The organism is Proteus columbae, from assembly GCF_009914335.1.
Lineage (GTDB): Bacteria > Pseudomonadota > Gammaproteobacteria > Enterobacterales > Enterobacteriaceae > Proteus.
Genome location: NZ_CP043925.1, coordinates 224,094 through 248,308, shown reverse-complemented (window position 1 = coordinate 248,308; position 24,215 = coordinate 224,094). Strand labels below are relative to the sequence as shown.

Sequence of the window (24,215 nt, the reverse complement as noted above, 5' to 3'; positions counted from 1 at the left end):
TAAAATCAGCGATTATTTCACGCAATTATTTCACGATAATACGCTGGCGCATCGCTTCAAATAAGCAAACGCCGGTTGCCACAGAAACGTTGAGTGAAGACACCGTACCCGCCATTGGGATACTAATCAGCTCATCACAATGCTCTCGAGTTAAACGACGCATACCTTCACCTTCAGCGCCCATCACTAATGCCATTGGGCCAGTGAGTTTGCTTTGATATAAAGTATGATCTGCTTCGCCTGCTGTGCCGACAATCCAAACGTTCTCTTCTTGCAGGAAACGTAATGTACGAGCAAGGTTAGTCACTTTAATTAAAGGTACACTTTCTGCTGCACCACAAGCCACTTTTTTGGCTGTTGCGTTTAATTGTGCAGAACGATCTTTTGGAACGATAACAGCATGCACACCAGCTGCATCTGCGCTACGTAAACAAGCCCCTAAATTATGGGGATCAGTAACACCATCTAGCACTAATAAGAAAGGTGTATCAACTTTAGCTAATAAGTCTGGTAAATCTTGTTCTTGATACTGACGACCTGGTTTTACTTTAGCAATAATACCTTGGTGAACAGCACCTTCTGTTTGGCTATCTAACCATTGGCGATTAGCCACTTGAACTAGAATGCCTTGAGCTTCTAATTCATGAATAACAGGTGTTAAACGGCGATCTTCACGCCCTTTTAATACATAAACTTCTTTAAAACGTGCAGGATCACGCTCAAGTAATGCGGTTACTGCGTGAATACCATAAATAATTTCTTCGCTCATAGCGGTGCTTACTCATTAAAAAATAAAAGGCACAAAACAGATAAAAGGCGGAGTCTCCGCCTTTTAAAAAGAACCAGAAGAACGAAACTTTATGCGTTATCGCGTTTGGCTGCGCGTTTAGCTTTAAGTTTTGCCTCTATCTTTTTGGTTTGTGATGATGCTTTCTTACGTTTGCTACTTGCTTTATCTTTCGCAACTTGGTCTTTTACAGCTTTGTCTTTGCTCGCATTACCTCGACCTGATGATTTGCCTTTTTTGAAAGCACTATCTGGCTCAAAGTTTTTGTCTTTGCTTGCATCACGACGACGAGACTTACTAGAACTTGCGTTTTTCTTGTCTTTTTCACCTTTGAGGCCACGAACACGGGCTGTTTTACCCGGATTACGCGCGGTACGTGTTGTTGAAATTAAAGAGAAGTCAATAGTACGTTCATCCATACTCACTGCTTCCACTTTCACTTCCACTTCATCACCAAGGCGATAAACTTGCCCTGAAGACTCACCAATCAAGCGCTGACCAACATTGTCATATTGATAGTAATCATTATTTAATGTGGAAACATGCACCAAACCATCGATAAACAGATCGTTTAAGCGGACAAAGAAACCAAAGCCCGTTACGCTGGTGATAATACCTGTAAATTGTTGACCAATTTGATCCAGCATAAAGTCACATTTCAGCCAATCAGCGACATCTCGTGTTGCTTCATCAGCACGGCGCTCAGTTAAAGAGCAGTGCTCGCCTAATTGCAACATGGTGTCCATATCACTATGGTAGCCACCTGTTGGTGTCCAACGCTGTGAACCGTGACCTGCTTGTTTCGCAATTTGATATTTAATTGCGCGATGCAAGGCTAAGTCAGGGTAACGACGAATTGGCGAGGTAAAGTGAGCATAAGATTTCAATGCTAAACCAAAGTGTCCACGATTTTCAGGATCGTAAATCGCTTGCTTCATAGAACGTAAGATCATGGTTTGCAGCATTTCACGATCAGGGCGCTCTTCAACCTCTTTCATAACACGCGCGTAGTCTGCTGGCTCTGGCGTTAAGCCTCCTGGCAACGTTAACCCTAATTCATTAAAGACTGAACGCAAATTCAGGACACTCTCTTCTTTAGGCTTATCATGAATACGATAAAGTGCAGGTTCTTCGTTTTTCTCAACAAAGCGAGCGGCTGCGATATTAGCAAGGATCATGCACTCTTCAATCAATTTGTGTGCATCATTACGAACCACTGGCTCAATACGCTCAATACGACGCTCTGCATTAAAGATAAACTTCGCTTCTTCTGATTCAAAACCAATCGCACCACGTTGCTCACGCGCCTTATCTAGCACTTGATACAATTCATATAAATGCTCAATATCTTGAACGATAGGTTTATAGTGTTCACGCAGTTCCTCATCGCCTTGAATGATTTTCCACACTTTGGTGTAAGTCATTCGTGCATGAGAACTCATTACTGCTTCATAGAATTTATAAGAAGAAAGACGCCCTTGTTCAGAAACCGTCATCTCGCAAACCATACATAAGCGGTCAACTTGTGGATTTAATGAACACAATCCATTAGACAGAACTTCTGGCAACATCGGCACTACTTGAGAAGGAAAATAAACAGAGTTTCCTCGGCTACGCGCTTCTGTATCTAATGCCGTTTGTGGACGCACATAATAGCTCACATCCGCAATTGCGACCCATAAACGCCAGCCTCCGCCTTTCTTACGTTCACAATAAACCGCATCGTCAAAATCTCGTGCATCTTCACCATCAATGGTAATTAATGGTAATTTGCGTAAATCAACACGTCCTTGCTTAGCTGACTCTGGTACTTCTTCTTTTAAATCAGCAACTTCTTTTGTGACTTTTTCAGGCCATGTATAAGGGATCTCATGAGTACGCAGAGCAATTTCTACTGCAATACCTGTTCCCATCGTTTCGCCTAGGATCTCAACGATACGTCCTACTGCTTGAGTGCGACGAGTAGGTCTTGTTGTGATTTCAACAACAACCACATTTCCCATTCGTGCGCCCATGATATCTTCTTTAGGAATAAGAATATCAAAGCTTAAACGGCTATCATCAGGTACAACAAATCCCATACCTGACTCAATAAAATAGCGACCTACAATTTGGTTATTTCGAGGTTCAATAACACGAACAACACGACCTTCACGGCGACCTTTTCTATCCATACCTAAAGGTTGAGCAAGGATCACATCGCCATGCATAGTTTTTTTCATTTCATCTTGTGAAAGATAGAGGTCATCTTTTTGACCTTCTGCACGTAAAAAACCATAACCATCGCGGTGACCGATTACCTTGCCTTTCCACAAATCAAGGCGTTCAGGTAATGCGTAGCATTGGCGACGGGTAAAAACTAATTGACCATCACGTTCCATTGCTCTTAAACGGCGACGCAACGCTTCTAAGTCTTCTTCACCAGAAATTTTTAACGCCTGTGCTAAATCTTCACGACTCATTGGTGCCGTGCGTTTTTTCATTTCTTCTAAAATATATTCACGACTAGCAATTGGAGAGGCGTATTTCTCTGCTTCTCTATCCTGAAAAGGATCTTTTGACATTATGACCTCCAAGCTATCAGATTTGATGAAATAGTAGACTCAAACATCTTCTAATAACAATTTATATAAGGAGCTATTATTTTCAACTAGCTCGGCGAGTGTGTGACGGTCTAACTCTTTCAAAAACTGCTCAATTGCCTGATTTAACACCAGTTTTAGTCGACAAGCTGGGGTAATGTGGCAAAACTCAGCACTACAGTTTACTAATGAAAGTGGCTCTAAAGCACGAACAACCTCACCCACGATGATGTTTGTTGCAGGCTTGCCTAAACGGATCCCTCCATTTTTACCGCGAATAGCCTCAACAAAACCTAAATGGCTAAGTTGATTAATAATTTTCACCATATGGTTACGCGAGACACCATAGACTTGTGTCACTTCAGTGATACTCGTCATTTTGCCTTCTGGCAGTGAAGCCATATATATCAATGCTCGCAATCCATAATCTGTAAAACTGGTTAATTGCACAATGACCTCTGAAAAGTGGTTTTCCCTATTAAAGTCGTTAAGGGATCAGTAATTATTAATGAGAATATCATTTTATTAAGCAATATTATGTTTAATTTTTGGACATTTAGCAAAGATATGCTCAAAAGTGAGTTATTTCCGTCTCTCACTTGACTATTAACAAAATAATAGCGATATCACAGACAAAGAAAAAGCGATACTGTCGATTTTCAACAGATCGCTTTCTTATTTCTGATATTACAACAATAACATTGTCTTACTGTTTTTTACGCGTTACTGATAGAACAGAAGCAAAACCGAGTGTAAAGCTGTCTTATCTTATATGTAACACGTATTTTTATCCCAATTTAACCAACAAACAGATACGAAAAAATCGCCCCTGTCATTTTCAGGGACGATGTTCACATCAAACCAATTTAATGCAAATTATGCATCAAATGGATGACGGAGAATGATGGTTTCTGAACGGTCTGGACCAGTAGAAACGATATCAACAGGAACACCTGTCAGTTCTTCTACACGTTTGATGTAGTTCAGCGCTGCTTGTGGCAGTTGAGCATGATCTTTCACACCAAAAGTACTTTCGTTCCAACCTGGCATTGATTCGTAGATAGGCTCGATACCTTCCCAATCATCGGCTGCTAAAGGTGTTGTATCAATCACTTCACCATTTGGTAAACGATAACCAACACACAATTTCACTTCTTTCAGACCATCTAACACATCCAGTTTAGTCATGCAGAAACCAGACAGTGAGTTGATTTGAACAGCGCGACGAATAGCGATGATATCTAACCAGCCAGTACGACGGCTACGGCCTGTAGTTGCACCAAATTCTTGGCCTTTCTCACGTAAGAAGTCACCCACTTCATCAAACAATTCAGTTGGGAATGGACCTGCACCTACACGAGTAGAGTAAGCTTTGATGATCCCTAATACGTAACCAACATAGCGAGGGCCTAAACCTGAACCTGTTGCCACACCACCAGCGGTTGTGTTTGAAGAGGTTACATACGGATAAGTACCATGGTCGATGTCTAATAAAGTACCTTGTGCACCTTCAAACATCACTAACTCACCGTTTTGTGTTGCTTTGTACAGTAAGTCAGAAACATCAACAACCATACCTGTCAGAATATCAGCGATTGCCATGATATCGTCTAAGGTTTTTTGGTAATCAACAGGTTCAACTTTGTAGTAGTTCACCAGTTGGAAGTTATGGTATTCGATGATTTCTTTGAGTTTTTGTGCAAACGCTTTTTTATCAAACAGATCGCCAACACGTAAACCGCGACGAGCAACTTTATCTTCGTAAGCAGGACCGATACCACGACCTGTTGTACCGATAGCTTTTTCGCCACGCGCTTTTTCACGCGCATTGTCTAATGCGATGTGATAAGGAAGGATTAATGGGCAAGCTTCAGACAGAAGTAAACGAGAACGAACAGGAATGCCACGATCTTCAAGTTGAGTCATTTCCTTCATCAGGGCTTCTGGCGATAAAACGACACCGTTTGCTATGATACTAACAACATTTTCACGGAGAATGCCTGATGGGATTAAATGAAGAACGGTTTTTTCACCGTCGATGACTAGAGTGTGACCCGCGTTATGGCCACCTTGGTAGCGAACAACATATTTAGCGCGTTCTGTCAGCAAATCGACTATCTTGCCTTTGCCTTCGTCACCCCACTGGGTGCCCAATACGACAACGTTATTACTCATTTCAAAATACACTCGGTTGCTTAAAAAAGGATTCTACCATCTCAATTCAAGAGTTACAGTAGATTTTATCTAATTATGTCATCCCCGCTTTTAAGCAATAGATTATCTTGCCATTGTCAATATTTTTGCCTGAAAAATCCGCATCACAAACGTATTGTGAATTTTATCAACAGTTTTGATCGCAAAAACAGGAAGCAGAGTGACATAAAAGTGAAAATGGCGAAGAAGACGCTTCGGAATTGCCGAAGGTTTATCTTGAAATGCAATTTTCACTTTATACTATCCCAGCTAAAACCATTTTGGAAACCATTAAGCGTAAATTTTCATCTTTTTATGCACAATTATTTATTTCTTAGCTAGATTACTCGCTTTATCTTATTGATATCAAAAAAAATCCCCCACTTTTTAAGGTGGAGGATTTTATTATTTACTCAAACGGTTTAATACGTTTGGAAATTACTCTTCAATCGCTCGCGCTTTTGTTGGTGCTTTCATATAGCGTAAGAAATCGCTATCTGGGCTTAACACCATGACGTCATTACCATCTTGGTTAAAGCTCTTTTCATAAGCACGTAAGCTACGAATGAAGGCATAGAAGTCTGGATCTTGGTTGAACGCATCAGCAAACAGTTTAGTCGCCTGGGCATCACCTTCACCGCGAAGACGTAATGATTCACGCTCAGATTCAGCAAGTGTCTCTGTTACGGTCTTATCCGCAGCTGCACGAATTTTCACAGCTTGCTCTTGACCTTGTGAGCGGTGACGACGAGCAACGGCTTCACGCTCTGCACGCATACGCTGATAAATCGCCTCAGAAACTTCCATAGGTAAGTTGATTTGCTTGATTCGAACGTCAATCACTTCAATACCTAAAGCCGCCATACTGTTCATATTGATAGCAGGCGCTTGACCTTTGGTTTCTTCAGCTACTTTCTTCGCAGCAATGGCAATCGCATCATCAGCAGCACTTGAATCACGAGATGGAGTACCTTCATTCAGTGCATTACGAACATCAATGGTTAAACGACCACGAGAATCCGTAATAATTTGGTTTACGCTCATACGACCAATCTCAGAACGTAAGCGGTCACTGAATTTACGACGCAGTAATGTTTCCGCTTGCGTTGTATTACCACCACCTGTTGCCAGATAGTAGGTGCTGAAATCACTGATACGCCATTTCAGATAAGAGTCGACTAATAAGTCTTTATTCTCACCTGATAAGAAACGGTCTTGCTGGATATTCATAGTTTGAATACGCGCATCCAGTTTTTTCACATTCTCAATAAATGGAATTTTAAAATGAAGACCAGGTTCATAAACAACAGGTTTATTTTCAGCATCACGTACAACTTTCGCAAAGCGTAAAATAATACCACGCTCATACTGTTGAACGACAAATACAGAAGAGTACAACAACGCTAAAATAATAACTGCAACAACAGCGATAACTTTACGCATGATTATTGTCCTCCTTGATTATTGCCGTAAGGCTGACCATAACCGCCATTATTACTACCATATCCACCATTACCATAAGTCGTTGTTGCTGGTTTTTGTGCCGGTGCTGGATTTGCAGCTGGAGCAGGTGCCGTTACACGAGCTGGCGCCTCAAACGTATTCGATGGTGCAGATTGAGGTTGCTGACGTAACATTTGCTCTAAAGGCAGCACTAACATGCTGTTACCTTTATCATTAGCGATAACTTTACGTGTTTTTGATAGCACTTTTTCCATCGTTTCAATGTAAAGACGCTCGCGAGTAATTTCAGGAGCAGCACGATATTCAGGTAAGATTTTAGCAAAGCTTGCTACCTCACCTTCTGCTTTCATCACCACACTGGTTTTATAAGCAGTCGCTTCTTCAATCATACGTTGCGCGTTACCTTTTGCTAACGGTAACACTTCGTTTTTATACGCTTCAGCTTGACGAATTGTTTTTTGCTCTTCTTCACGGGCAGCGATTACGTCATCGAATGCCGCTTTTACCGCTTCTGGTGGGCGAGCAACTTGGAAGTTGACGTCCACAATCGAGATACCCATGTTATAAGGACGGATAGTCTCTTCTAATTCTTGACGTGTTTGGTCACGAATTTCTGAACGGTTAGAAGTCAGAATTTTTTCCATTTCTGAACGACCAATAACGCCACGTACTGCGCTGTCAGTTGCCTGACCTAAGCTGTTAATTGGTGTTGTCAGGTTAAACAGGAATGTTTCTGGATCGGAGACAACATACTGCACGTTTATCTCAACTTGAACCATGTTTTCATCTGACGTTAACATCATACCACCCGTGGTTAAATCACGGATAGTTTTTACGTTAACAGGCTGAACTTCATCAATAAAAGTCGGTTTCCAGTTCAGACCAGGTTCAACGATTTGGTAAAATTTACCAAAACGAGTCACTACGCCTTGTTCTGCCTCTTTGATGGTATAAAAACCACTTGCAGCCCAAACCACGACTACCGCACCTAATGCAAGAGAAATCAAAAGATTTCCAGCATTGCTACGAGGACCGCCATTTTGCCCAGAAGAGGAGTTTCCACCTTTTTTACCGCCGAAACCACCAAGCTTTTCACTCAGTTTACGGAACATATCATCGAGATCTGATGCTCCGCGATTCCGACCTCCTTGATTGCCGTTAGAGTTACCGTTGCCATCGCCATTATTATTGCCGCTGTTTCGGTTACCCCACGGGTCGCGGTCTTGTCCGTTGTTACCGGGCTGATTCCACGCCATGTTCTAGCTCCATTATTATGATTAGATTTATCAGGCTTAAGAGCCGATTTCGTCGCCAGCTCTCAGTTAATGTTCATTATTATGGCCGAGTTTCAGACCACGTAATCCAATAAATTTGGTTCCTGCTTGCAAAGGCGGCGCCAGTCTACCATAGGCATACGTATGATTAGCCCAACTTTACCGTCTTTTTCAATCCATTCACGTTCTATTGACTGTAATTGATAAAAACGGCTACGTAAGCGCCCTGTATTTTCTGGCGGTAAACGTAATTCAAAGTGTGCGATCTCACCTGAAAGACGTTCTGTCAACGCCTGATACAACAGAGGAATACCTTCGCCTGTTTGTGCAGAAACCCAAACCCTAACGGGTAAGTTTTCTTCATTTCGATCAATTCTTGGAGTGAAGTCTTCAAGAAGATCAATTTTGTTCATAACATGCAGTGTTGGTATTTCTTGAGCATCAATCTCTTCTAATACACTTTCAACGGCATGAATATTTTCCTCAAAACGGCTATCTGCTGCATCAATAACATGAAGAAGTAAGGTCGCTTCTCGTGTTTCTTGCAAAGTCGCTTTAAAAGCAGCAACAAGATCGTGAGGTAAATGTCGAATAAATCCAACAGTATCGGCTAATACAACGGTTCCCACATCATCAACTTGAATACGTCTTAGTGTCGGATCTAATGTTGCAAAGAGCTGATCTGCTGCATACACATCAGAACAGGTAATGTGATTAAATAAACTCGATTTCCCTGCATTCGTGTAACCAACAAGGGATAATGTTGGAATATCAGCTTTACTCCGCGCTTGCCGTCCTTGTTCACGCTGACGCTCAACCCTACCCAATCGCATTAGAATTTGACTAATTTTACCTCGGAGTAAGCGGCGGTCTGTTTCTAGCTGAGTTTCGCCTGGTCCTCGTAACCCGATCCCCCCTTTTTGTCTTTCAAGGTGAGTCCACCCTCTGACTAAACGGGTTGATAAGTGACGTAACTGGGCGAGTTCTACCTGTAGCTTTCCTTCATGAGTTCTTGCTCTTTGAGCAAAGATATCAAGGATAACTCCCGTGCGATCAACCACACGGCATTCACAAAGTCTTTCCAGATTTCGCTCTTGTGCAGGTGTCAGTGCATGATTAAATAAAACAACATCTGCACCACTTGCTTTTACAGCCTCGGCAATTTCTTCTGCCTTACCTTCACCCACATAATATTTAGGATGAGGTGCTTTACGATTTCCTGTAATAATCTGAACCGGTTTAACACCCGCAGATGTCACCAAAGATTCAAATTCTTGCAAATCATCAACGTTCTTTTCTTGAGAAAAGAAGACGTGCACTAAAACGGCTAATTCGCCACCTTCATAACGATCAAACAAAGGCGAAACCTCTTGGACTTTATAAAAACAGGAAAAAACATAGGTAAAGTCTCCCTACCTATGTTTTTCTTATATCAAGAATAATATTGAATTATTACTCTGCAACATCATCCTGCTGAGCAGCGCCACCATTGTAGCCTGTACCAGTTTGGTTCGTACCTGTATTGCTATGATGAGAAACAGGACGCGAAGGTACCACGGTAGAGATAGCATGTTTGTATACCATCTGACTTACTGTGTTTTTCAGCAAAATAACAAATTGGTCAAAAGATTCGATCTGACCCTGCAATTTAATGCCGTTTACCAAATAGATAGAAACGGGAACCCTTTCACGACGTAATGCGTTCAAGAAAGGATCTTGCAAAGATTGCCCCTTAGCCATTCTATGTTTTCCTTATTTTGTTGTTTTATATTAGAACCCAATTGGTTCGAAAAATGAACTACTCAAAAATTGCGCTTTGGCAACTATCAATTTTACACAAACCTACCATCTATGCACTAACTACCTGCAAAACAGTGTCAAGAGATTGTTTTGGATCTTCACTATCAAGCCAGTGAATGTCATTCCAACCTCTTAACCAGGTGATTTGTCGCTTCGCTAATTGCCGGGTAGCGCAGATCCCTCGATAAACCATCTCATCATAATCTATTTCGCCAGATAAATATGACCACATCTGGCGATAACCGACACAACGTACAGAAGGTAAATCTTCATGCAGATCGCCCCGTTCATATAATGATTTTACTTCATCTTCAAATCCACACGTTAACATCTGTTTAAAACGAGCTTCAATGCGTTGGTGAAGAACATTTCTATCTTTCGGAGCAATCGCAAATTGATAAACATCATAGGGCAAAGACTCGCCTGATATTTTTGTCAATTCCGTCATTGTCTTACCTGAAATCAGGTAAACTTCTAGTGCACGAGAAAGTCGTTGAGGATCATTAGGATGGATCCGTTGTGCTGCAACAGGATCAACTAATGCTAACTCTTTATGTATTGCCTCCCACCCTTGTTCTACTGCTTTTTTCTCTATTTCAGCACGAACATCAGGATTTGCACTGGGTAAAGGCGATAGACCTTCAAGTAACGCTTTAAAATATAGCATAGTCCCGCCCACTAATAGTGGAATTCGCCCAGCTGCGGTAATTTCTTCCATGGCATTTAATGCATCACGTCGAAAATCAGCTGCGGAATAGGGTAATGCGGGGTCTAGAATATCAATTAATCGATGTGGCGCAAGCGATTGCTCTGTCGCATCTGGCTTTGCAGTACCAATATCCATACCACGATAGATAAGCGCAGAGTCCACACTAATAATATCTACAGGCAGCTTTTGTCTTAGTGCAATTGCTAATGCCGTTTTACCTGACGCTGTAGGCCCCATTAGGAAAATTGCTTTAGGTTTTATTTGCGTGTTTACTTCGCTCATTATTTAATGCCGCTACCACCGGTTGTAATTCTATTAATTGTAATAAGTTTTTTGCTGGCCGTCTGACATATTGCGGACAAAGTCTTTCAATATCAGCCAATAGTCCTACTGCTTGAGCTTGCGACCACTGTGCTTGCTCTGCACCTAATTGTTTTGCAAACCACTGTCCAAGTTGTTGCTCAGTACAAGATTGCTCTACTGACAAATAGGCTAATAATGCTGTCAGTAACACAGGTAAATTTTGCTGGCGCAAAGGTAACGACACAGCATGTATTGTTGCTTTACCGTGAGAAATTTCGATAACGATCCCAAAATGACTGATTAGCGATTGAAACTGATTGAATACGCTAATCTCCTCTTTACTCAATGCCAACTTTAAAGGCACTAGCAAAGGTTGTGGCTTCAATGTTTCATCTTTAGGCAGTAATTGCGCACATTTTAACAGAAAATCTGCTTCTTCCAATGATAACAACCCAAGACCTTGTGAAGATTCTATTAACGCATATTTGTGCTGATAAATTGCCAATACTCGCCCAAAAGTATAATCAGTTCGTCCATCTTTCGCATTGACAGAACGAGGCATCACCGAAATAGTATCTTCTTCGATATTATTAGTTGTATGAACGATTTCACCTAAATTCAATGGGGCACGGTCAGGAAATAGTGGTATTTTCTCTTTATCTTTTGATGTAGATACACTTTCTTGTATCATTTTTTGATAAAGCGCGCCTTGTGTCCGTTGATAACTCTCACCAAACTGACGACGATCTCCAAATTGAGAGGCTTGCTTTTGAGGTGAATTATTGTTGCGCTCTCGTTCACTGTATTGGTGTGATGATGATGTATTTTTCGGAGTTTGAGCTACTGGTGCTTGATAAGGCTGAGAAAATACGTTTTCACCCGCAACTTGACGATTTTCAGGAAAGTTTAACGCTGTTTCGTGTTCTTCTTCATCATCTGAAGTGAGTGATAAAGACTCTTGCGTTGCTTGTCGTAAAACACTCAGTACACCTTGATAGATAAAATCATGAACCAAACGAGATTCATGGAAGCGAACTTCATGTTTAGCAGGATGGACGTTAACATCAACTTGGTGAGGATCAACGCTTAAATACAAGATGTAAGAGGGTTGCTGCTCTCCTTGCAAATACCCATCATAGGCTTGACGAATAGCATGATTAATCAATCTATCACGCATCATTCGTCCATTCACATAACAATACTGAATTTCACTACTTTGCACAGGTGATAAAGGATGTTCTACCCAACCTTTTATTGCTAAATCACCATGTTCCCACGATAACTGCATTGATTGGTTGACAAAATTATTACCACAAATCGCACTCAAACGGCGATTTTGCTGACTTTCATCTTTCACTGCACGGTATTGCCGAACACGTTTACCGTTATGAGTAAGATTGATGGAGACATCAAAGCGCGATAACGCAATGCGGCGCACCACTTCATCAATATGTGCAAACTCTGTTTTTTCAGTACGTAAAAACTTACGCCTTGCTGGTGTGTTATAAAACAGATCAAGGACTTCAACCGTACTTCCTACGGGATGAGCCGCAGGCTTAACCGTCACAGCCATATCTCGGCCTTCGGCGTAAGCTTGCCATGCCTCTTCTTGATCTTGAGTACGCGATGTCAGCGTTAACCGAGAAACTGAGCTAATGCTCGCTAATGCTTCTCCACGAAAACCCATACTCATTATGGCTTCGAGATCGTCAAGACTTGATATTTTGCTAGTTGCATGGCGAGCAAGTGCTAGCTTCAAATCATCACGATTGATACCGCATCCATTATCACGAATGCGAATTAGCTTGGCGCCACCTTTATCGATATCAATATCAATTGAGGTCGCGCCTGCGTCTAAACTATTTTCCAGCAACTCTTTAACAACAGAGGCGGGTCTTTCAACAACTTCCCCTGCGGCAATTTGGTTTGCAAGCTGAGGAGGTAATAAATTTATCGCCATTACCTTTATTCCATTCTACTCAATCAATTAGGCGCGTTTTGTAAAGGGTGAGCCAGAAAATAATTTCTTAAACCAGCGTGAATAGATGCCGCAAGTTTCTCTTGATAAGCATCAGAAATCAGTAATTGCTCTTCTGACGCATGACTGATAAAGCCTGTTTCAACTAAAATTGAAGGGATATCAGGTGAACGCAAAACACCTAAGCTCGCATGCTCTGGTGTTTTCTTATGTAATGACCCCACTTTTCTTAGTTCAGACAATACGGCAACGGCAACGTCATAGCCTACTCGCTGTGAATTACCAAATTGCAAATCAAGGACGGTTTGACTTAGATAAGGATCAGCGCCATCTAATGCATCACCAGCACCACCGAGTAATTCAGATTGTTTCTCGCTTTGCTCAAGCCACTTACCTAATTCACTGTTTGCACGACGATTAGAAAGCACCCATACAGAAGCGCCTCTTGCACTACGATTTGGTGCTGAGTCTGCATGAATAGACACTAACATATTTGCACTTTGCTTACGGGCGACTTCAGAACGCCCCGCAACTGAGATAAAATAATCGCCGCTGCGTGTTAGAACAGGCTTAAACATAGGATCATTACGTAAGCGAGCTTCCAACTTTCTTGCCACACTTAACGTCACGTCTTTTTCACGATTACCTTTCTGGCCAATCGCACCGGGATCTTGCCCACCATGACCAGCATCTATCGCAATAATAATTTGGCGAGAGCCTGCTTGCGGTTTTGAAGGTGTGGTGCGTGGTTTTGCAATGGGAACAACAGGCGTAACTTCGGTTACTGGCTTAGTCATTAAAGGCGCCATTTCCCGATTTGTATTTACACTTGAATGTGATGTCGTTGCTGTTGGTGATAACGCAACAACACTTACTGTCGATTGGGCATTGCTATTTTGTCGAGCATTCATAGCTTTGATAGTAAGCACTAACTTATAGCCACCACTTACATTCATCAAACTTTCAGTCACCACAACCGGCTGAGCAAGCTCAACAACCATACTTTGGTATTGGCTATCTTTTGATTGCGTTGAGCGAATTTTATGGACTAACTGCCCATTGCCTAATGTTGCTGGTAATCCCGTGACTTTTGTGCTCTGTTTAAAGTCCATCACCAAACGGTCAGGGCTTTTTAATGAGTAATATCGATAACTAGGCTTCCCATCACTAAAAGTAAATGTAAGGGTTGTTGCTGAAATACCGTTTTCTGCTTTTACTTCTGTCACAGTAGCGGCTTGTGCTATTTGCACAAAAAATAAAGACAAAACAACCAACAGAAAGGCAACAACATAGCGCTGACTTTGACTCACAGTAGTGATGAGACTCGACATAATCAATATTCCTTTATGCAGACTGAATACGGGATAAAACAGTGTTCCCTCTTGGTGAAAGGGCAACAAAACGCGCTTTTCGACCTTCATCTTCGTAGCTTAAATGAAGTTCTAAATCTGCGTTAGGTAAAAAGCCTTCGCCTTGAGATGGCCATTCAATAAGACATAACGCATCTTGTTCAAAATAGTCGCGTATTCCCATAAATTCCAGCTCTTCAGCGGAAGCTAAACGATAGAGATCAAAATGATAAACGGGATTTGGCGAAAGCATATAGGGCTCAACTAATGTATATGTTGGGCTTTTAACATGCCCTTGATGACCAAGCGCTTGTAAAAAGCCTCGGCTAAAGGTTGTTTTTCCAGCACCAAGATCGCCATATAAATAAATGATCAATCCGCTATGATCCGTCGCTATTGCAACAGTACGCCCTAGTTCAACTGTTGCCGCTTCATCTTCTAATGTAACAACCCATTCTTTCATATTTATATAATCTATTGTTAAGTTATAACGGCTTAATAAAGAGAGATCGTTGGAGAACATCAAATACTAAGCTTTATATGTTTTCTTAAGGCAAATAGTTATCGAAATTACTATCAAATAACCATACCATAAATCTATTTATTGCGAGGATTTTTCCTACCGCCTCACTATGATACACTGCGCGCTCTTAGGACTCACCTCTTACCTACTGATTCGGTTTATTCATGTCATCACTCGATCTTAATCTTCTCGCTCAAAACATTAAATTATGGGGTTCTGAGCTAAGTTTTCAACAAACAGGGATATGTGATACTGACTTATCACTTGAAGAACCTCGCCTGCAAGCTTGGTTAGATAAGCAATATCATGGTGAAATGGCATGGATGGAAAAGTATGGAATGACACGAGCCAGACCTCATGAGCTGGTTCCGGGTACATTACGCGTTATCAGTGTCAGAATGAATTATCTCCCCACGGATGCGGCTTTTGCACGAACCTTAAATAACCCAGAACAAGGCTATATCAGCCGTTATGCACTTGGTCGAGATTATCACAAAGTATTAAGGCAGCGTCTTAAAAAACTCGGCGAAAAAATTTCACAATATTGTCAGCAATTTGAATATCAAGGGGTAGTCAACTTTCGTCCTTTCGTTGATTCAGCCCCTATTATGGAACGCCCATTAGCTGTTAAGGCAGGACTTGGCTGGGTTGGTAAACACTCACTTGTTATTAATAATCAAGCAGGCTCTTGGTTTTTCCTTGGTGAACTACTGATTGATTTGCCGTTACCTATTGATAGCCCAGTTGAAGAGCAATGCGGTAAATGCGTCGCCTGTATGACAACCTGTCCGACAGGTGCCATTGTTGAACCTTATACTATTGATGCTCGTCGCTGTATTTCTTATCTCACTATCGAACTCGATGGTGCTATTCCTGAAGAATTTCGCCCTCTAATGGGTAATCGCATTTATGGTTGTGATGATTGCCAGCTTATCTGTCCTTGGAATCGTTTTTCATCACTGACTGACGAAGAAGATTTTTCACCAAGAAGAGCACTTCATACCCCAGAATTACTCGATCTCTTTCAATGGAATGAAGATAAATTTCTGCGTATCACTGAAGGTTCGCCGATCCGCCGTATTGGTTATTTACGTTGGCTTAGAAATATTAGCGTGGCGTTAGGAAATGCACCTTATCAAGATAAAATTATACTTGCCTTGCAAGAACGCTTTGGATTGAGTGATGTTTTAGATGAACATTTAAACTGGGCGATTGCACAGCAGACAGCGAAGAGAAATGAAAAAGAAGTAAAAATACAGACTTCACAACAAAAACGCTTAGTAAGGGCGATAACTAAAGGCTTACCTCGTGACGCTTAATTTTTAACAGGATAAACGCATTACGAATAACCATTAATTTCCTCTGTGAATAAAATAAAAATCCCTTGCCTATCAACATGAAAAAAAAATTCAAGCGAACTAAGACTCAAAATTTAAAAAATTAAAATAAACTTAGTTATCAATTAGATATAAAATCCAATCAATTTATTGAAGAGAATAATATCCTTATCACTTAATGATACGTGCTTGTGGATAACTCTGTGCAGTAAAAAAATAAATAGTGCTTAGATGCAGTGGTTATTAGCATCTCACTGTGGATAAATCGATTTGGGAAGATTTTAAGAATAGTAGAATATATATCACGTTTTTTTAAAGAAAAGCCTGAGAAACCCTTTTCTTTTTCTAAAATACTATTCAATGCATGTTTAACAGAATAAAGGCCTGAAACCTAAAAAATGATCTTGCCTCTAATTTCCCCTCGAAATGAGGAAAGGCGCACATTCTAGTGCTGTCAAAATAGAAATGCAAGCAAAGATCAAAGATAGATCACAAAAAAATAGCTTGATCTTACATGTATTAATGACATTTTCTTTTTTGAACAATAATCCAACACACTCTCTTTACGAGTATTAAGTAAAATTCCCTAATCTGCACCCTAAAACAGTGTAGTCGATATTTAAAAAAGCGAGAGAATAAATGAAGATTTTTTTTGGTTGTATTTTAGGCTACACATTATTAGACTAGCGAGCATAGTCTTTTTTTGGTCTAAATTAAGACTTAATTTATGGAGGTGAATATGCGTTATTCAGAACAAATTAAACCAATTAGCTATTTAAAGGCCAATATGGCTGAAGTAATGGTAAAACTTACCGAATCTGGCTCCCCTATGATTATTACTCAAAATGGCGAAGCTAAAGCAGTCATTCAAGATATTGAATCTTATGAAGAAACTCAGGAAATGTTAGCTCTACTGAAAATATTAGCATTAGGTCAACAACAAGTTGAATCAGGCGAAGTCAGTGATATAAAAAGTGTTGTTCAGCGTTTAAAAAATAAAAGGAAGTAGAAAGAATGGCATCATACAAGGTCGTAGTTACTAAAGATGCCGAGGCAGATTTAGAAAATATTCATAACTATATTTCTGAACATGACTGCCCAGAAAATGCAGATTATGTATTAGATGAGTTACTAGCAGTAGCAGACAATTTAACTAATTTTCCAAAGAAGGGAACTGTTCCTAATGAATTACAAACGTTAGGTATTCGTGAATTTCGACAAATTCTATTTAAACCCTATCGGGTGATTTACAGAGTATTAGGACAACAAATTATTATTTACGTCATTACTGATGGTAGACGAGATATGAAAGCGCTACTTAGCCGTAGACTATTAGGATAACGTATTGATTTTTGATTAGAAGAATAAAACTAGAAGAGAAAAACTTGGAGCGGGAAACGAGACTCGAACTCGCGACCCCAACCTTGGCAAGGTTGTGCTCTACCAACTGAGCTATTCCCGCATTTGGTAAGTTTTGACAATTATAAATGAAAGATTTGGAGCGGGAAACGAGACTCGAACTCGCGACCCCAACCTTGGCAAGGTTGTGCTCTACCAACTGAGCTATTCCCGCGTCGCATAACACTACTAATAACTGTCTAAGAAAGATTGGAGCGGGAAACGAGACTCGAACTCGCGACCCCAACCTTGGCAAGGTTGTGCTCTACCAACTGAGCTATTCCCGCGTCTTTCTTACACCCGTACAAACGAAATTCTTCATCGGTACGGGAAGCGCATTATACGAGAAAAATGCTTAACCGCAAGCCCTTATCAACAAAAAAATACGTTTTTTTGATTACATGCCGATAAAATCATCATAATGATGCAATATCAATCATGAATGCACGCTTTTTACTCTTTAATAAAGGTTTTACGATAATAAGCTAGCTCTGCAATAGATTCACGAATATCATCCAATGCCTGATGAGTATTTTTTTTCTCAAAACCTTCTAAAATTTCAGGTTTCCAACGACGTGCTAATTCTTTTAATGTACTCACATCAAGATAACGGTAGTGAAAATATTGCTCTAGCTCTGGCATGTAACGGTATAGAAAACGTCTATCTTGCCCCACACTATTACCACAGATAGGTGATACGCCTTTTGGTACCCATTTTTCTAGGAATTCAATTGTCGCTTTTTGTGCTGAATTATCATCATATGAACTGTTTTTTACGCGCTCAACTAAGCCACTACCAGTATGGGTACGTGTATTCCATTCATCCATTAAACTTAATTGTTCATCAGATTGGTGTACTGCAATTACAGGGCCTTCGGCTAAAATATTAAGTTGAGGATCTGTCACGATAGTGGCAATTTCGATGATACGGTCACATTCAGGATCAAGACCTGTCATTTCCAGATCTATCCAGATCAGATTGTTCTCGCTTTTTGACATAATATATCCTAGCTGTTTCTAAGTGTGAGACATGATATTTTAGCGTTTATCATAGCGCGTTTACTCAATAAGCACGACAGAAGAACATCTAACCGAATAATACAAGTGAGGATCGGTGACAAAACGTAAATTATCTAAAGGCCAGCAACGCCGAGTACAAGAAAATCATAAAAAGCGTTTGCAGAGCAAAGAGAAAAAAAACCACGTTGAATTAGACGATACGCAATTAGGCGAAGCGACCGAAGGCTTAGTGATCAGCCGTTTTGGTCAACATGCAGATATCGAAGCTGCTGACGGCACTATTACACGATGCAATATTCGACGCACAATTTCATCACTGGTAACGGGTGATAAAGTTGTTTGGCGTCCTGCGCTACAAACACAAGAAAATGTCCGCGTAAATGGTATTGTAGAAGCTGTACACGAACGAACTTCAGTACTTACTCGTCCTGACTATTATGATGGCATTAAGCCTATTGCAGCTAATATTGATCAAATTATTATCGTTTCGGCTATTTTGCCTGAACTTTCTTTAAATATTATCGACCGTTACCTTGTCGCATGTGAGACTTTAAACGTTGAGCCTCTGATTGTACTCAATAAAATCGATATGTTAGACGAGAAAAGCCGTAAGACTGTCAGTGAATGGATGCAAACTTATAAAGATATTGGTTATCGTGTTCTTGAAGTCTCTAGCTACACCAAAGAAGGTCTTGATGCATTGACACAAGAGTTGATTGGTCGTATCTCCATTTTTGCGGGGCAATCTGGGGTCGGAAAATCAAGCTTACTCAATACCTTATTACCACCAATGGAAGAAAGTATTCTAGTTAATCAGGTGTCTGATAACTCAGGTTTAGGCCAGCATACCACAACAGCATCACGCCTTTACCATTTCCCACAAGGAGGAGATGTCATTGACTCTCCGGGTGTACGTGAATTTGGTTTATGGCACTTAACGCCAGAGCAAGTAACAAAAGGGTTTATTGAATTCAGACCGTACCTTGGTGGTTGTAAATTCCGCGATTGTAAGCACTTAGACGATCCAGGTTGCCTAATTAGTGAAGCCGTAAATAACGGTGAGATCTCAGAAACGCGCTTTGAAAATTACCATCGTATTTTAGAAAGTATGAGTCAGGTGAAAGTTCGTAAGAATATTAATTTAGACACTTAATAATTGATTCACTGACAACCCGATTAAGGGTGGGTACAATAGACCCCTTTTGTCTATTTTTTATCGTTCAATCCCAGAGGTTGCCATTTTGGACAAGCTAAAAATTAAACTACAGTATTTATTGCCTAAATTATGGCTCACACAATTAGCAGGTTGGTTTGCCAACAAAAAAGCGGGTGCAATTACCCAGTTTGTTATCAAAGCTTTTGCGAAAGCCTATAAAGTCGATATGAATGAAGCGAAAGAAAGCCAATTCCAAGCTTATTCAACATTCAACGATTTCTTTATTCGTACTTTAAAAGATGGTGTTCGCCCTATCGTTGAAGGTGATGACAAACTCGCACTGCCTGCTGACGGCACAGTAAGCCAACTCGGTCTTATTCAAGACGATCAAATTCTGCAAGCCAAAGGACATCATTACACCCTTAAAGCGTTACTTGCAGGTAATTTTATGCTAGCAGATAAATTCCGTAATGGTCAGTTTATTACGACTTATCTTTCACCTCGTGATTACCACCGCGTTCACATGCCTTGCGATGGTTTATTAAAAGAGATGATTTATGTTCCAGGCGATCTCTTCTCTGTTAATCCATTAACAGCGGCTAATGTCCCTAACTTATTTGCACGTAATGAACGTATTATTTGCCTCTTTGAAACTCAATTTGGTTCAATGATACAAATTCTAGTGGGTGCAACAATTGTTGGTAGTATTGAAACGGCTTGGTGTGGCATGGTAACGCCACCTCGTGAAGGTATTATTAAACGTTGGACATATCCTCAAGCGGATAAAGCAGGAGCGATATTCTTGAAAAAAGGTGAAGAAATGGGCCGATTTAAGTTAGGCTCAACTGTCATCAACCTTTTCCCAGAAAATACCGTTCAACTGAATAAAGATCTTATGAATGGCTCCGTTACATTAATGGGGGAACAATTGGGTTCCATCATCAATGTCGCTGGTAATGACAATAATGCCATCAGTGAATAACACGTAATTCGGAGTAACCTTTGTGCGCCTGATAATCAGTCTTTTCTTCTCGCTCTTTTTGACGCTTTCGTTAAGCACATCTGCAATATCAGCGGATGTGGAGAAATTACGTCAAGATATTAAACAACTTGAAGGAAGTACCAATCCTCAAGATATTGAGGCAGTCCAGGCGCTACAAGGCACTATCAATTGGATTAATGATGGTGAAAAAGCGCAAACGAATGCAGATAATTATCAAAAAACCATTGATGATTACCCTCAAATCACGCAAGAGCTAAGAACTAAGCTTCTAGAAGAAAGCCATGCTGTTCCTACTATTCCAGAAAAAATTAGCATCCCTGATTTAGAACAGAAAATTATTCAAATCAGTAGCCAATTAATGGAACAAGCAAGGCTTCAGCAACAAGAGCAAGATAAAAGCCGAGAAATTAGCGAATCTTTAAACTTATTACCCCAACAGCTTTCTGAAGCGCGCCGTTTACTCAGCGATGCAACAGCAAGACTCGCAGCTGCCAGTGCGTCAACAACGCCGTTAACAGAGGCACAAAATAAGCTAACACAAGCTGAAGTCACCGCACGTAAAGCGATGGTTAATGAGCTTGAAATGGCACAACTTTCGGCTAATAACCGCCAAGAAATTGCTCGCCTTCGCTTAGAATTATTTAAAAAACGCTATCAGCGTCTTGATGTGCAACTACAACAATTGCGCAGCTTATTAAATATAAAGCGCCAAGAAGTGGCTGATCTGGCATTAGAAAAAACAGAGATGTTAGCGGAGAAAGGTGGTGAGCTCCCTGAGTTTCTGACAAAACAGATCCAAACTAACCGTGAACTTTCTCAGATCCTGAATAAACAAACACAGGAAATGAGTGAGTTATCAGAAAAACAACGCATTACCACCCAGCAGACACAACAAGTTCGTCAAACGCTTACCACTATTCGAGAACAAGCACAGTGGTTAAGTGGCTCAACAGCATTAGGCGAAGCATTAAGAACACAGCTTTCCCGCTTACCTGAAATGCCTCGTTCACAAGAACTTGATAGAGATATTATTCAGTTACGTGTCGAGCGTTTAGGCTATGAGGATATGCTGGAAAACTTAAGTAAGATCCAGCCGCCAGAAACCGCAGATGGCTCTAAATTGCCTGAAGCTCAGCAATATATTTTTGATTCTCTTATCCAAGCACGTCATGAATTATTGAATTCGTTGTTATCCGGTTATGACTCTCAAATTCTTGAGTTAACAAAACTAAAAGTGGCAACAACACAATTAGCGGATGCATTAAAAGAGACAAAAGACGCCACAAACCGTTATATGTTCTGGGTTGCTGATATCAGCCCCATCAAATTTAATTATCCGGTTTTATTAGTCAAAGATATCACTCGATTGCTTTCGCTAGATACCTTCTCACAATTAGGTCATGCTGCTGTCAGCATGCTTAAAAATCAGGATACATTCCTATTTCTATTCGTCACTTTATCAATTGTGGGCTTTAGCCTGCGCACTCGAAAACATTACAACGCCTTTCTTGAAAGAGTCAGCAACCGTATTGGTAAAGTCACACAGGATCACTTTTCACTGACGATACGCACTGTCTTTTGGTCTATTTTAATTGCGTTGCCATTACCTCTGTTATGGTCTGCCGTAGGTTATGGCTTACAAAGTGTTGAATGGCGTTATCCAATGGCGGGAGCGATTGGATATGGGGTCACAGCAGCAGCACCTGTGCTATGGTTATTTATGATAAGTGCAACCTTTGCACGTCATAACGGTCTATTTATTGCTCAATTTAAATGGAAAGAGAGCCGTGTTAAAAAAGCGATGCGCTTTTACCAGCTTTCTATTTTTGTCATCGTGCCGCTGATGATGTCATTAATTACCTTTGAATATTATAGTGATAGAGAATTTGCACCGACGGTTGGTCGTTTCTGTTTCTTACTGCTCTGTATCGCCCTAAGCTTTATTACCTCTAGCCTTAAAAAAGCTCACGTCCCACTTTATCTTGATAAACATGGATCTGGCGATAACCTTATCAATACCATTTTATGGTGGTTCTTACTGCTTGCTCCGGTTATTGCAGGTTTAGCCGCCGTCTTAGGTTACCTTTCTACATCGATTGTCTTACTCGGTCGTTTAGAAATGTCTGTCGCCATTTGGTTTGCTCTACTGATTATCTACCACATTATTCAGCGATGGATGCTTATTCAGCGCCGAAAATTAGCCTTTGAACGAGCTAAACAAAAGCGTGCAGAAATTCTGGCTCAGCGTGCAAAAGGTGAAGATGAAAATACGATTGTTGGGAGCAGTGGTGAGAGCACAGTAGGGCTTGAAATTGAAGCTCAAGAAATAGACCTTGATGCTATCAGTGCGCAATCTATTGGTTTAGTTCGCTCTATTCTAACGATGATTGCATTAGTCTCGATGATCTTATTATGGTCTGAATTAAATACTGCGTTCTCTTTCGTTGATAATATCCGACTTTGGGACGTCACCTCATCGATAAATGGTGTTAACACGGTGCAACCTATTACGATGGGTTCTATTTTAGTGGCAATCCTTGTCATTATTATTACAACCCAATTAGTACGAAATCTCCCTGCTTTACTTGAGTTGGCCATTTTACAGCATCTTGATTTAACACCGGGTACAGGTTACGCCATTACCACGATGACCAAATACACCATCACCTTAATTGGGAGTATTGTGGGTTTCTCTTTATTAGGGATTGAGTGGTCAAAATTACAGTGGCTAGTGGCGGCAATGGGTGTTGGGTTAGGTTTTGGCTTACAAGAAATTTTTGCCAACATCATTTCAGGTTTGATGATCTTATTTGAAAAACCAATCCGTATTGGCGATACCGTCACTATTCGGAATTTGACCGGAAATATTTCTAAGATCAACACACGGGCAACCACGTTAACCGATTGGGATAGAAAAGAAATTATCGTACCGAACAAAGCGTTTATTACAGAGCAATTTATTAACTGGTCACTCTCAGATTCAGTCACTCGTATCGTAATGACCATCCCTGCTCCAGCAGACTGTAACAGTGAGCAAGTAACAAATGTGTTATTAGAAGCCTCAAAACGCTCTACGATGATTTTAGAAAACCCAGCACCAGAGGTTTATCTGGTCGATTTACAGCAAGGTATTCAGATTTTTGAATTACGTGTTTATGCCGCAGAGATGGGGCACAGAATGCCAGCAAGACACGAGATCCACCAAAATATTCTCTTAGCCTTTGCAGAGCACGGCATCCCATTACCGTTCCCACCATTCCAAGCCAGAGTGGATATGATGGGCAATACAATCCGCAGCTCTATGCGTGCAACACCAAGAGAAGTCGGTGGATTGTAATT

The 24,215-nt window shown here is 40.7% G+C and carries 20 protein-coding genes and 3 tRNA genes; 6 read left to right on the top strand and 17 right to left on the bottom strand.

The features are described 5' to 3' along the window. Window positions 1-25 precede the first annotated feature (25 nt). The 13 genes from rlmB to tsaE all read right to left on the bottom strand — a co-directional run bounded on the left by rlmB (window position 26) and on the right by tsaE (window position 14,902). The gene (rlmB, locus tag F1325_RS01235; RefSeq protein ID WP_162558372.1) at window positions 26-757 is read right to left on the bottom strand and encodes a 23S rRNA (guanosine(2251)-2'-O)-methyltransferase RlmB; all 732 of its coding nucleotides are present in this window, start codon (window positions 755-757) and stop codon (window positions 26-28) included. Window positions 758-858: 101 nt separating this feature from the next. Beyond that, window positions 859-3,351, bottom strand: a complete 2,493-nt coding sequence (gene rnr, locus F1325_RS01230) for a ribonuclease R (RefSeq protein WP_109372703.1) — start codon at window positions 3,349-3,351, stop codon at window positions 859-861. A gap of 39 nt (window positions 3,352-3,390) precedes the next feature. Beyond that, window positions 3,391-3,819 (bottom strand): nitric oxide-sensing transcriptional repressor NsrR, encoded by a 429-nt coding sequence (nsrR, locus tag F1325_RS01225; RefSeq protein ID WP_109372704.1) that lies wholly within the window; start codon window positions 3,817-3,819, stop codon window positions 3,391-3,393. Between the two features lie 426 nt (window positions 3,820-4,245). Next, window positions 4,246-5,544 carry an adenylosuccinate synthase gene (locus tag F1325_RS01220; RefSeq protein WP_099076371.1) on the bottom strand — a complete coding sequence of 433 codons (1,299 nt, stop codon included), beginning with the start codon at window positions 5,542-5,544 and terminating at the stop codon, window positions 4,246-4,248. Window positions 5,545-5,646: 102 nt separating this feature from the next. Then, on the bottom strand, window positions 5,647-5,817 hold the full coding sequence (locus F1325_RS19100; RefSeq protein WP_167514937.1) for a hypothetical protein: 171 nt from the start codon (window positions 5,815-5,817) through the stop codon (window positions 5,647-5,649). 183 nt (window positions 5,818-6,000) lie between these two features. Beyond that, on the bottom strand, window positions 6,001-7,005 hold the full coding sequence (hflC, locus tag F1325_RS01215; RefSeq protein ID WP_075672791.1) for a protease modulator HflC: 1,005 nt from the start codon (window positions 7,003-7,005) through the stop codon (window positions 6,001-6,003). A 2-nt stretch (window positions 7,006-7,007) separates the two neighbouring features. Continuing rightward, window positions 7,008-8,282 carry an FtsH protease activity modulator HflK gene (hflK, locus tag F1325_RS01210; protein WP_109372705.1) on the bottom strand — a complete coding sequence of 425 codons (1,275 nt, stop codon included), beginning with the start codon at window positions 8,280-8,282 and terminating at the stop codon, window positions 7,008-7,010. Window positions 8,283-8,374: 92 nt separating this feature from the next. Further along, a complete protein-coding gene (gene hflX, locus F1325_RS01205; protein ID WP_088495974.1) occupies window positions 8,375-9,658 on the bottom strand; it encodes a ribosome rescue GTPase HflX in 1,284 nt (427 codons plus the stop codon). Window positions 9,659-9,752: 94 nt separating this feature from the next. Further along, window positions 9,753-10,040, bottom strand: coding sequence for an RNA chaperone Hfq (gene hfq / locus F1325_RS01200; protein ID WP_075672788.1), 288 nt, complete (start codon window positions 10,038-10,040; stop codon window positions 9,753-9,755). A 109-nt stretch (window positions 10,041-10,149) separates the two neighbouring features. Further along, on the bottom strand, window positions 10,150-11,091 hold the full coding sequence (gene miaA, locus F1325_RS01195) for a tRNA (adenosine(37)-N6)-dimethylallyltransferase MiaA (protein WP_109372706.1): 942 nt from the start codon (window positions 11,089-11,091) through the stop codon (window positions 10,150-10,152). Further along, the gene (mutL, locus tag F1325_RS01190; RefSeq protein WP_109372707.1) at window positions 11,060-13,072 is read right to left on the bottom strand and encodes a DNA mismatch repair endonuclease MutL; all 2,013 of its coding nucleotides are present in this window, start codon (window positions 13,070-13,072) and stop codon (window positions 11,060-11,062) included. Before mutL ends, miaA begins: the two co-directional genes overlap by 32 nt. A 23-nt stretch (window positions 13,073-13,095) precedes the next feature. Continuing rightward, window positions 13,096-14,421, bottom strand: a complete 1,326-nt coding sequence (locus F1325_RS01185) for an N-acetylmuramoyl-L-alanine amidase (RefSeq protein WP_109372708.1) — start codon at window positions 14,419-14,421, stop codon at window positions 13,096-13,098. 13 nt (window positions 14,422-14,434) lie between these two features. Continuing rightward, entirely contained in the window at window positions 14,435-14,902 is a 468-nt protein-coding gene (gene tsaE / locus F1325_RS01180) for a tRNA (adenosine(37)-N6)-threonylcarbamoyltransferase complex ATPase subunit type 1 TsaE (RefSeq protein ID WP_109372762.1), read from the bottom strand. Between the two features lie 224 nt (window positions 14,903-15,126). Between tsaE and queG the strand changes: the two genes are divergently transcribed. From queG to F1325_RS01165, 3 genes are all read left to right on the top strand, one after another. Beyond that, the gene (gene queG, locus F1325_RS01175) at window positions 15,127-16,281 is read left to right on the top strand and encodes a tRNA epoxyqueuosine(34) reductase QueG (RefSeq protein ID WP_160229893.1); all 1,155 of its coding nucleotides are present in this window, start codon (window positions 15,127-15,129) and stop codon (window positions 16,279-16,281) included. 757 nt (window positions 16,282-17,038) lie between these two features. After that, complete coding sequence (locus F1325_RS01170) at window positions 17,039-17,308, top strand: type II toxin-antitoxin system Phd/YefM family antitoxin (RefSeq protein WP_109372710.1); 270 nt, start codon at window positions 17,039-17,041, stop codon at window positions 17,306-17,308. 5 nt (window positions 17,309-17,313) lie between these two features. Then, window positions 17,314-17,640, top strand: a complete 327-nt coding sequence (locus tag F1325_RS01165) for a type II toxin-antitoxin system RelE/ParE family toxin (protein WP_109372711.1) — start codon at window positions 17,314-17,316, stop codon at window positions 17,638-17,640. Window positions 17,641-17,685: 45 nt separating this feature from the next. Here F1325_RS01165 and F1325_RS01160 read toward each other — a convergent pair. From F1325_RS01160 to orn, 4 genes are all read right to left on the bottom strand, one after another. Next, window positions 17,686-17,761 (bottom strand) — tRNA-Gly (locus F1325_RS01160). A gap of 35 nt (window positions 17,762-17,796) precedes the next feature. Further along, window positions 17,797-17,872: transfer RNA gene (locus F1325_RS01155), tRNA-Gly, on the bottom strand. 36 nt (window positions 17,873-17,908) lie between these two features. Then, window positions 17,909-17,984: transfer RNA gene (locus F1325_RS01150), tRNA-Gly, on the bottom strand. Window positions 17,985-18,150: 166 nt separating this feature from the next. Next, window positions 18,151-18,696, bottom strand: coding sequence for an oligoribonuclease (gene orn, locus F1325_RS01145; RefSeq protein ID WP_109372712.1), 546 nt, complete (start codon window positions 18,694-18,696; stop codon window positions 18,151-18,153). A 115-nt stretch (window positions 18,697-18,811) separates the two neighbouring features. Between orn and rsgA the strand changes: the two genes are divergently transcribed. The 3 genes from rsgA (at window position 18,812) to mscM (ending at window position 24,213) form a co-directional block, all read left to right on the top strand. Further along, window positions 18,812-19,870 carry a small ribosomal subunit biogenesis GTPase RsgA gene (gene rsgA / locus F1325_RS01140; protein WP_109372713.1) on the top strand — a complete coding sequence of 353 codons (1,059 nt, stop codon included), beginning with the start codon at window positions 18,812-18,814 and terminating at the stop codon, window positions 19,868-19,870. Window positions 19,871-19,958: 88 nt separating this feature from the next. Next, the gene (gene asd, locus F1325_RS01135; RefSeq protein WP_160229892.1) at window positions 19,959-20,855 is read left to right on the top strand and encodes an archaetidylserine decarboxylase; all 897 of its coding nucleotides are present in this window, start codon (window positions 19,959-19,961) and stop codon (window positions 20,853-20,855) included. Between the two features lie 22 nt (window positions 20,856-20,877). After that, on the top strand, window positions 20,878-24,213 hold the full coding sequence (gene mscM, locus F1325_RS01130) for a miniconductance mechanosensitive channel MscM (protein ID WP_160229891.1): 3,336 nt from the start codon (window positions 20,878-20,880) through the stop codon (window positions 24,211-24,213). Window positions 24,214-24,215 lie beyond the last annotated feature (2 nt).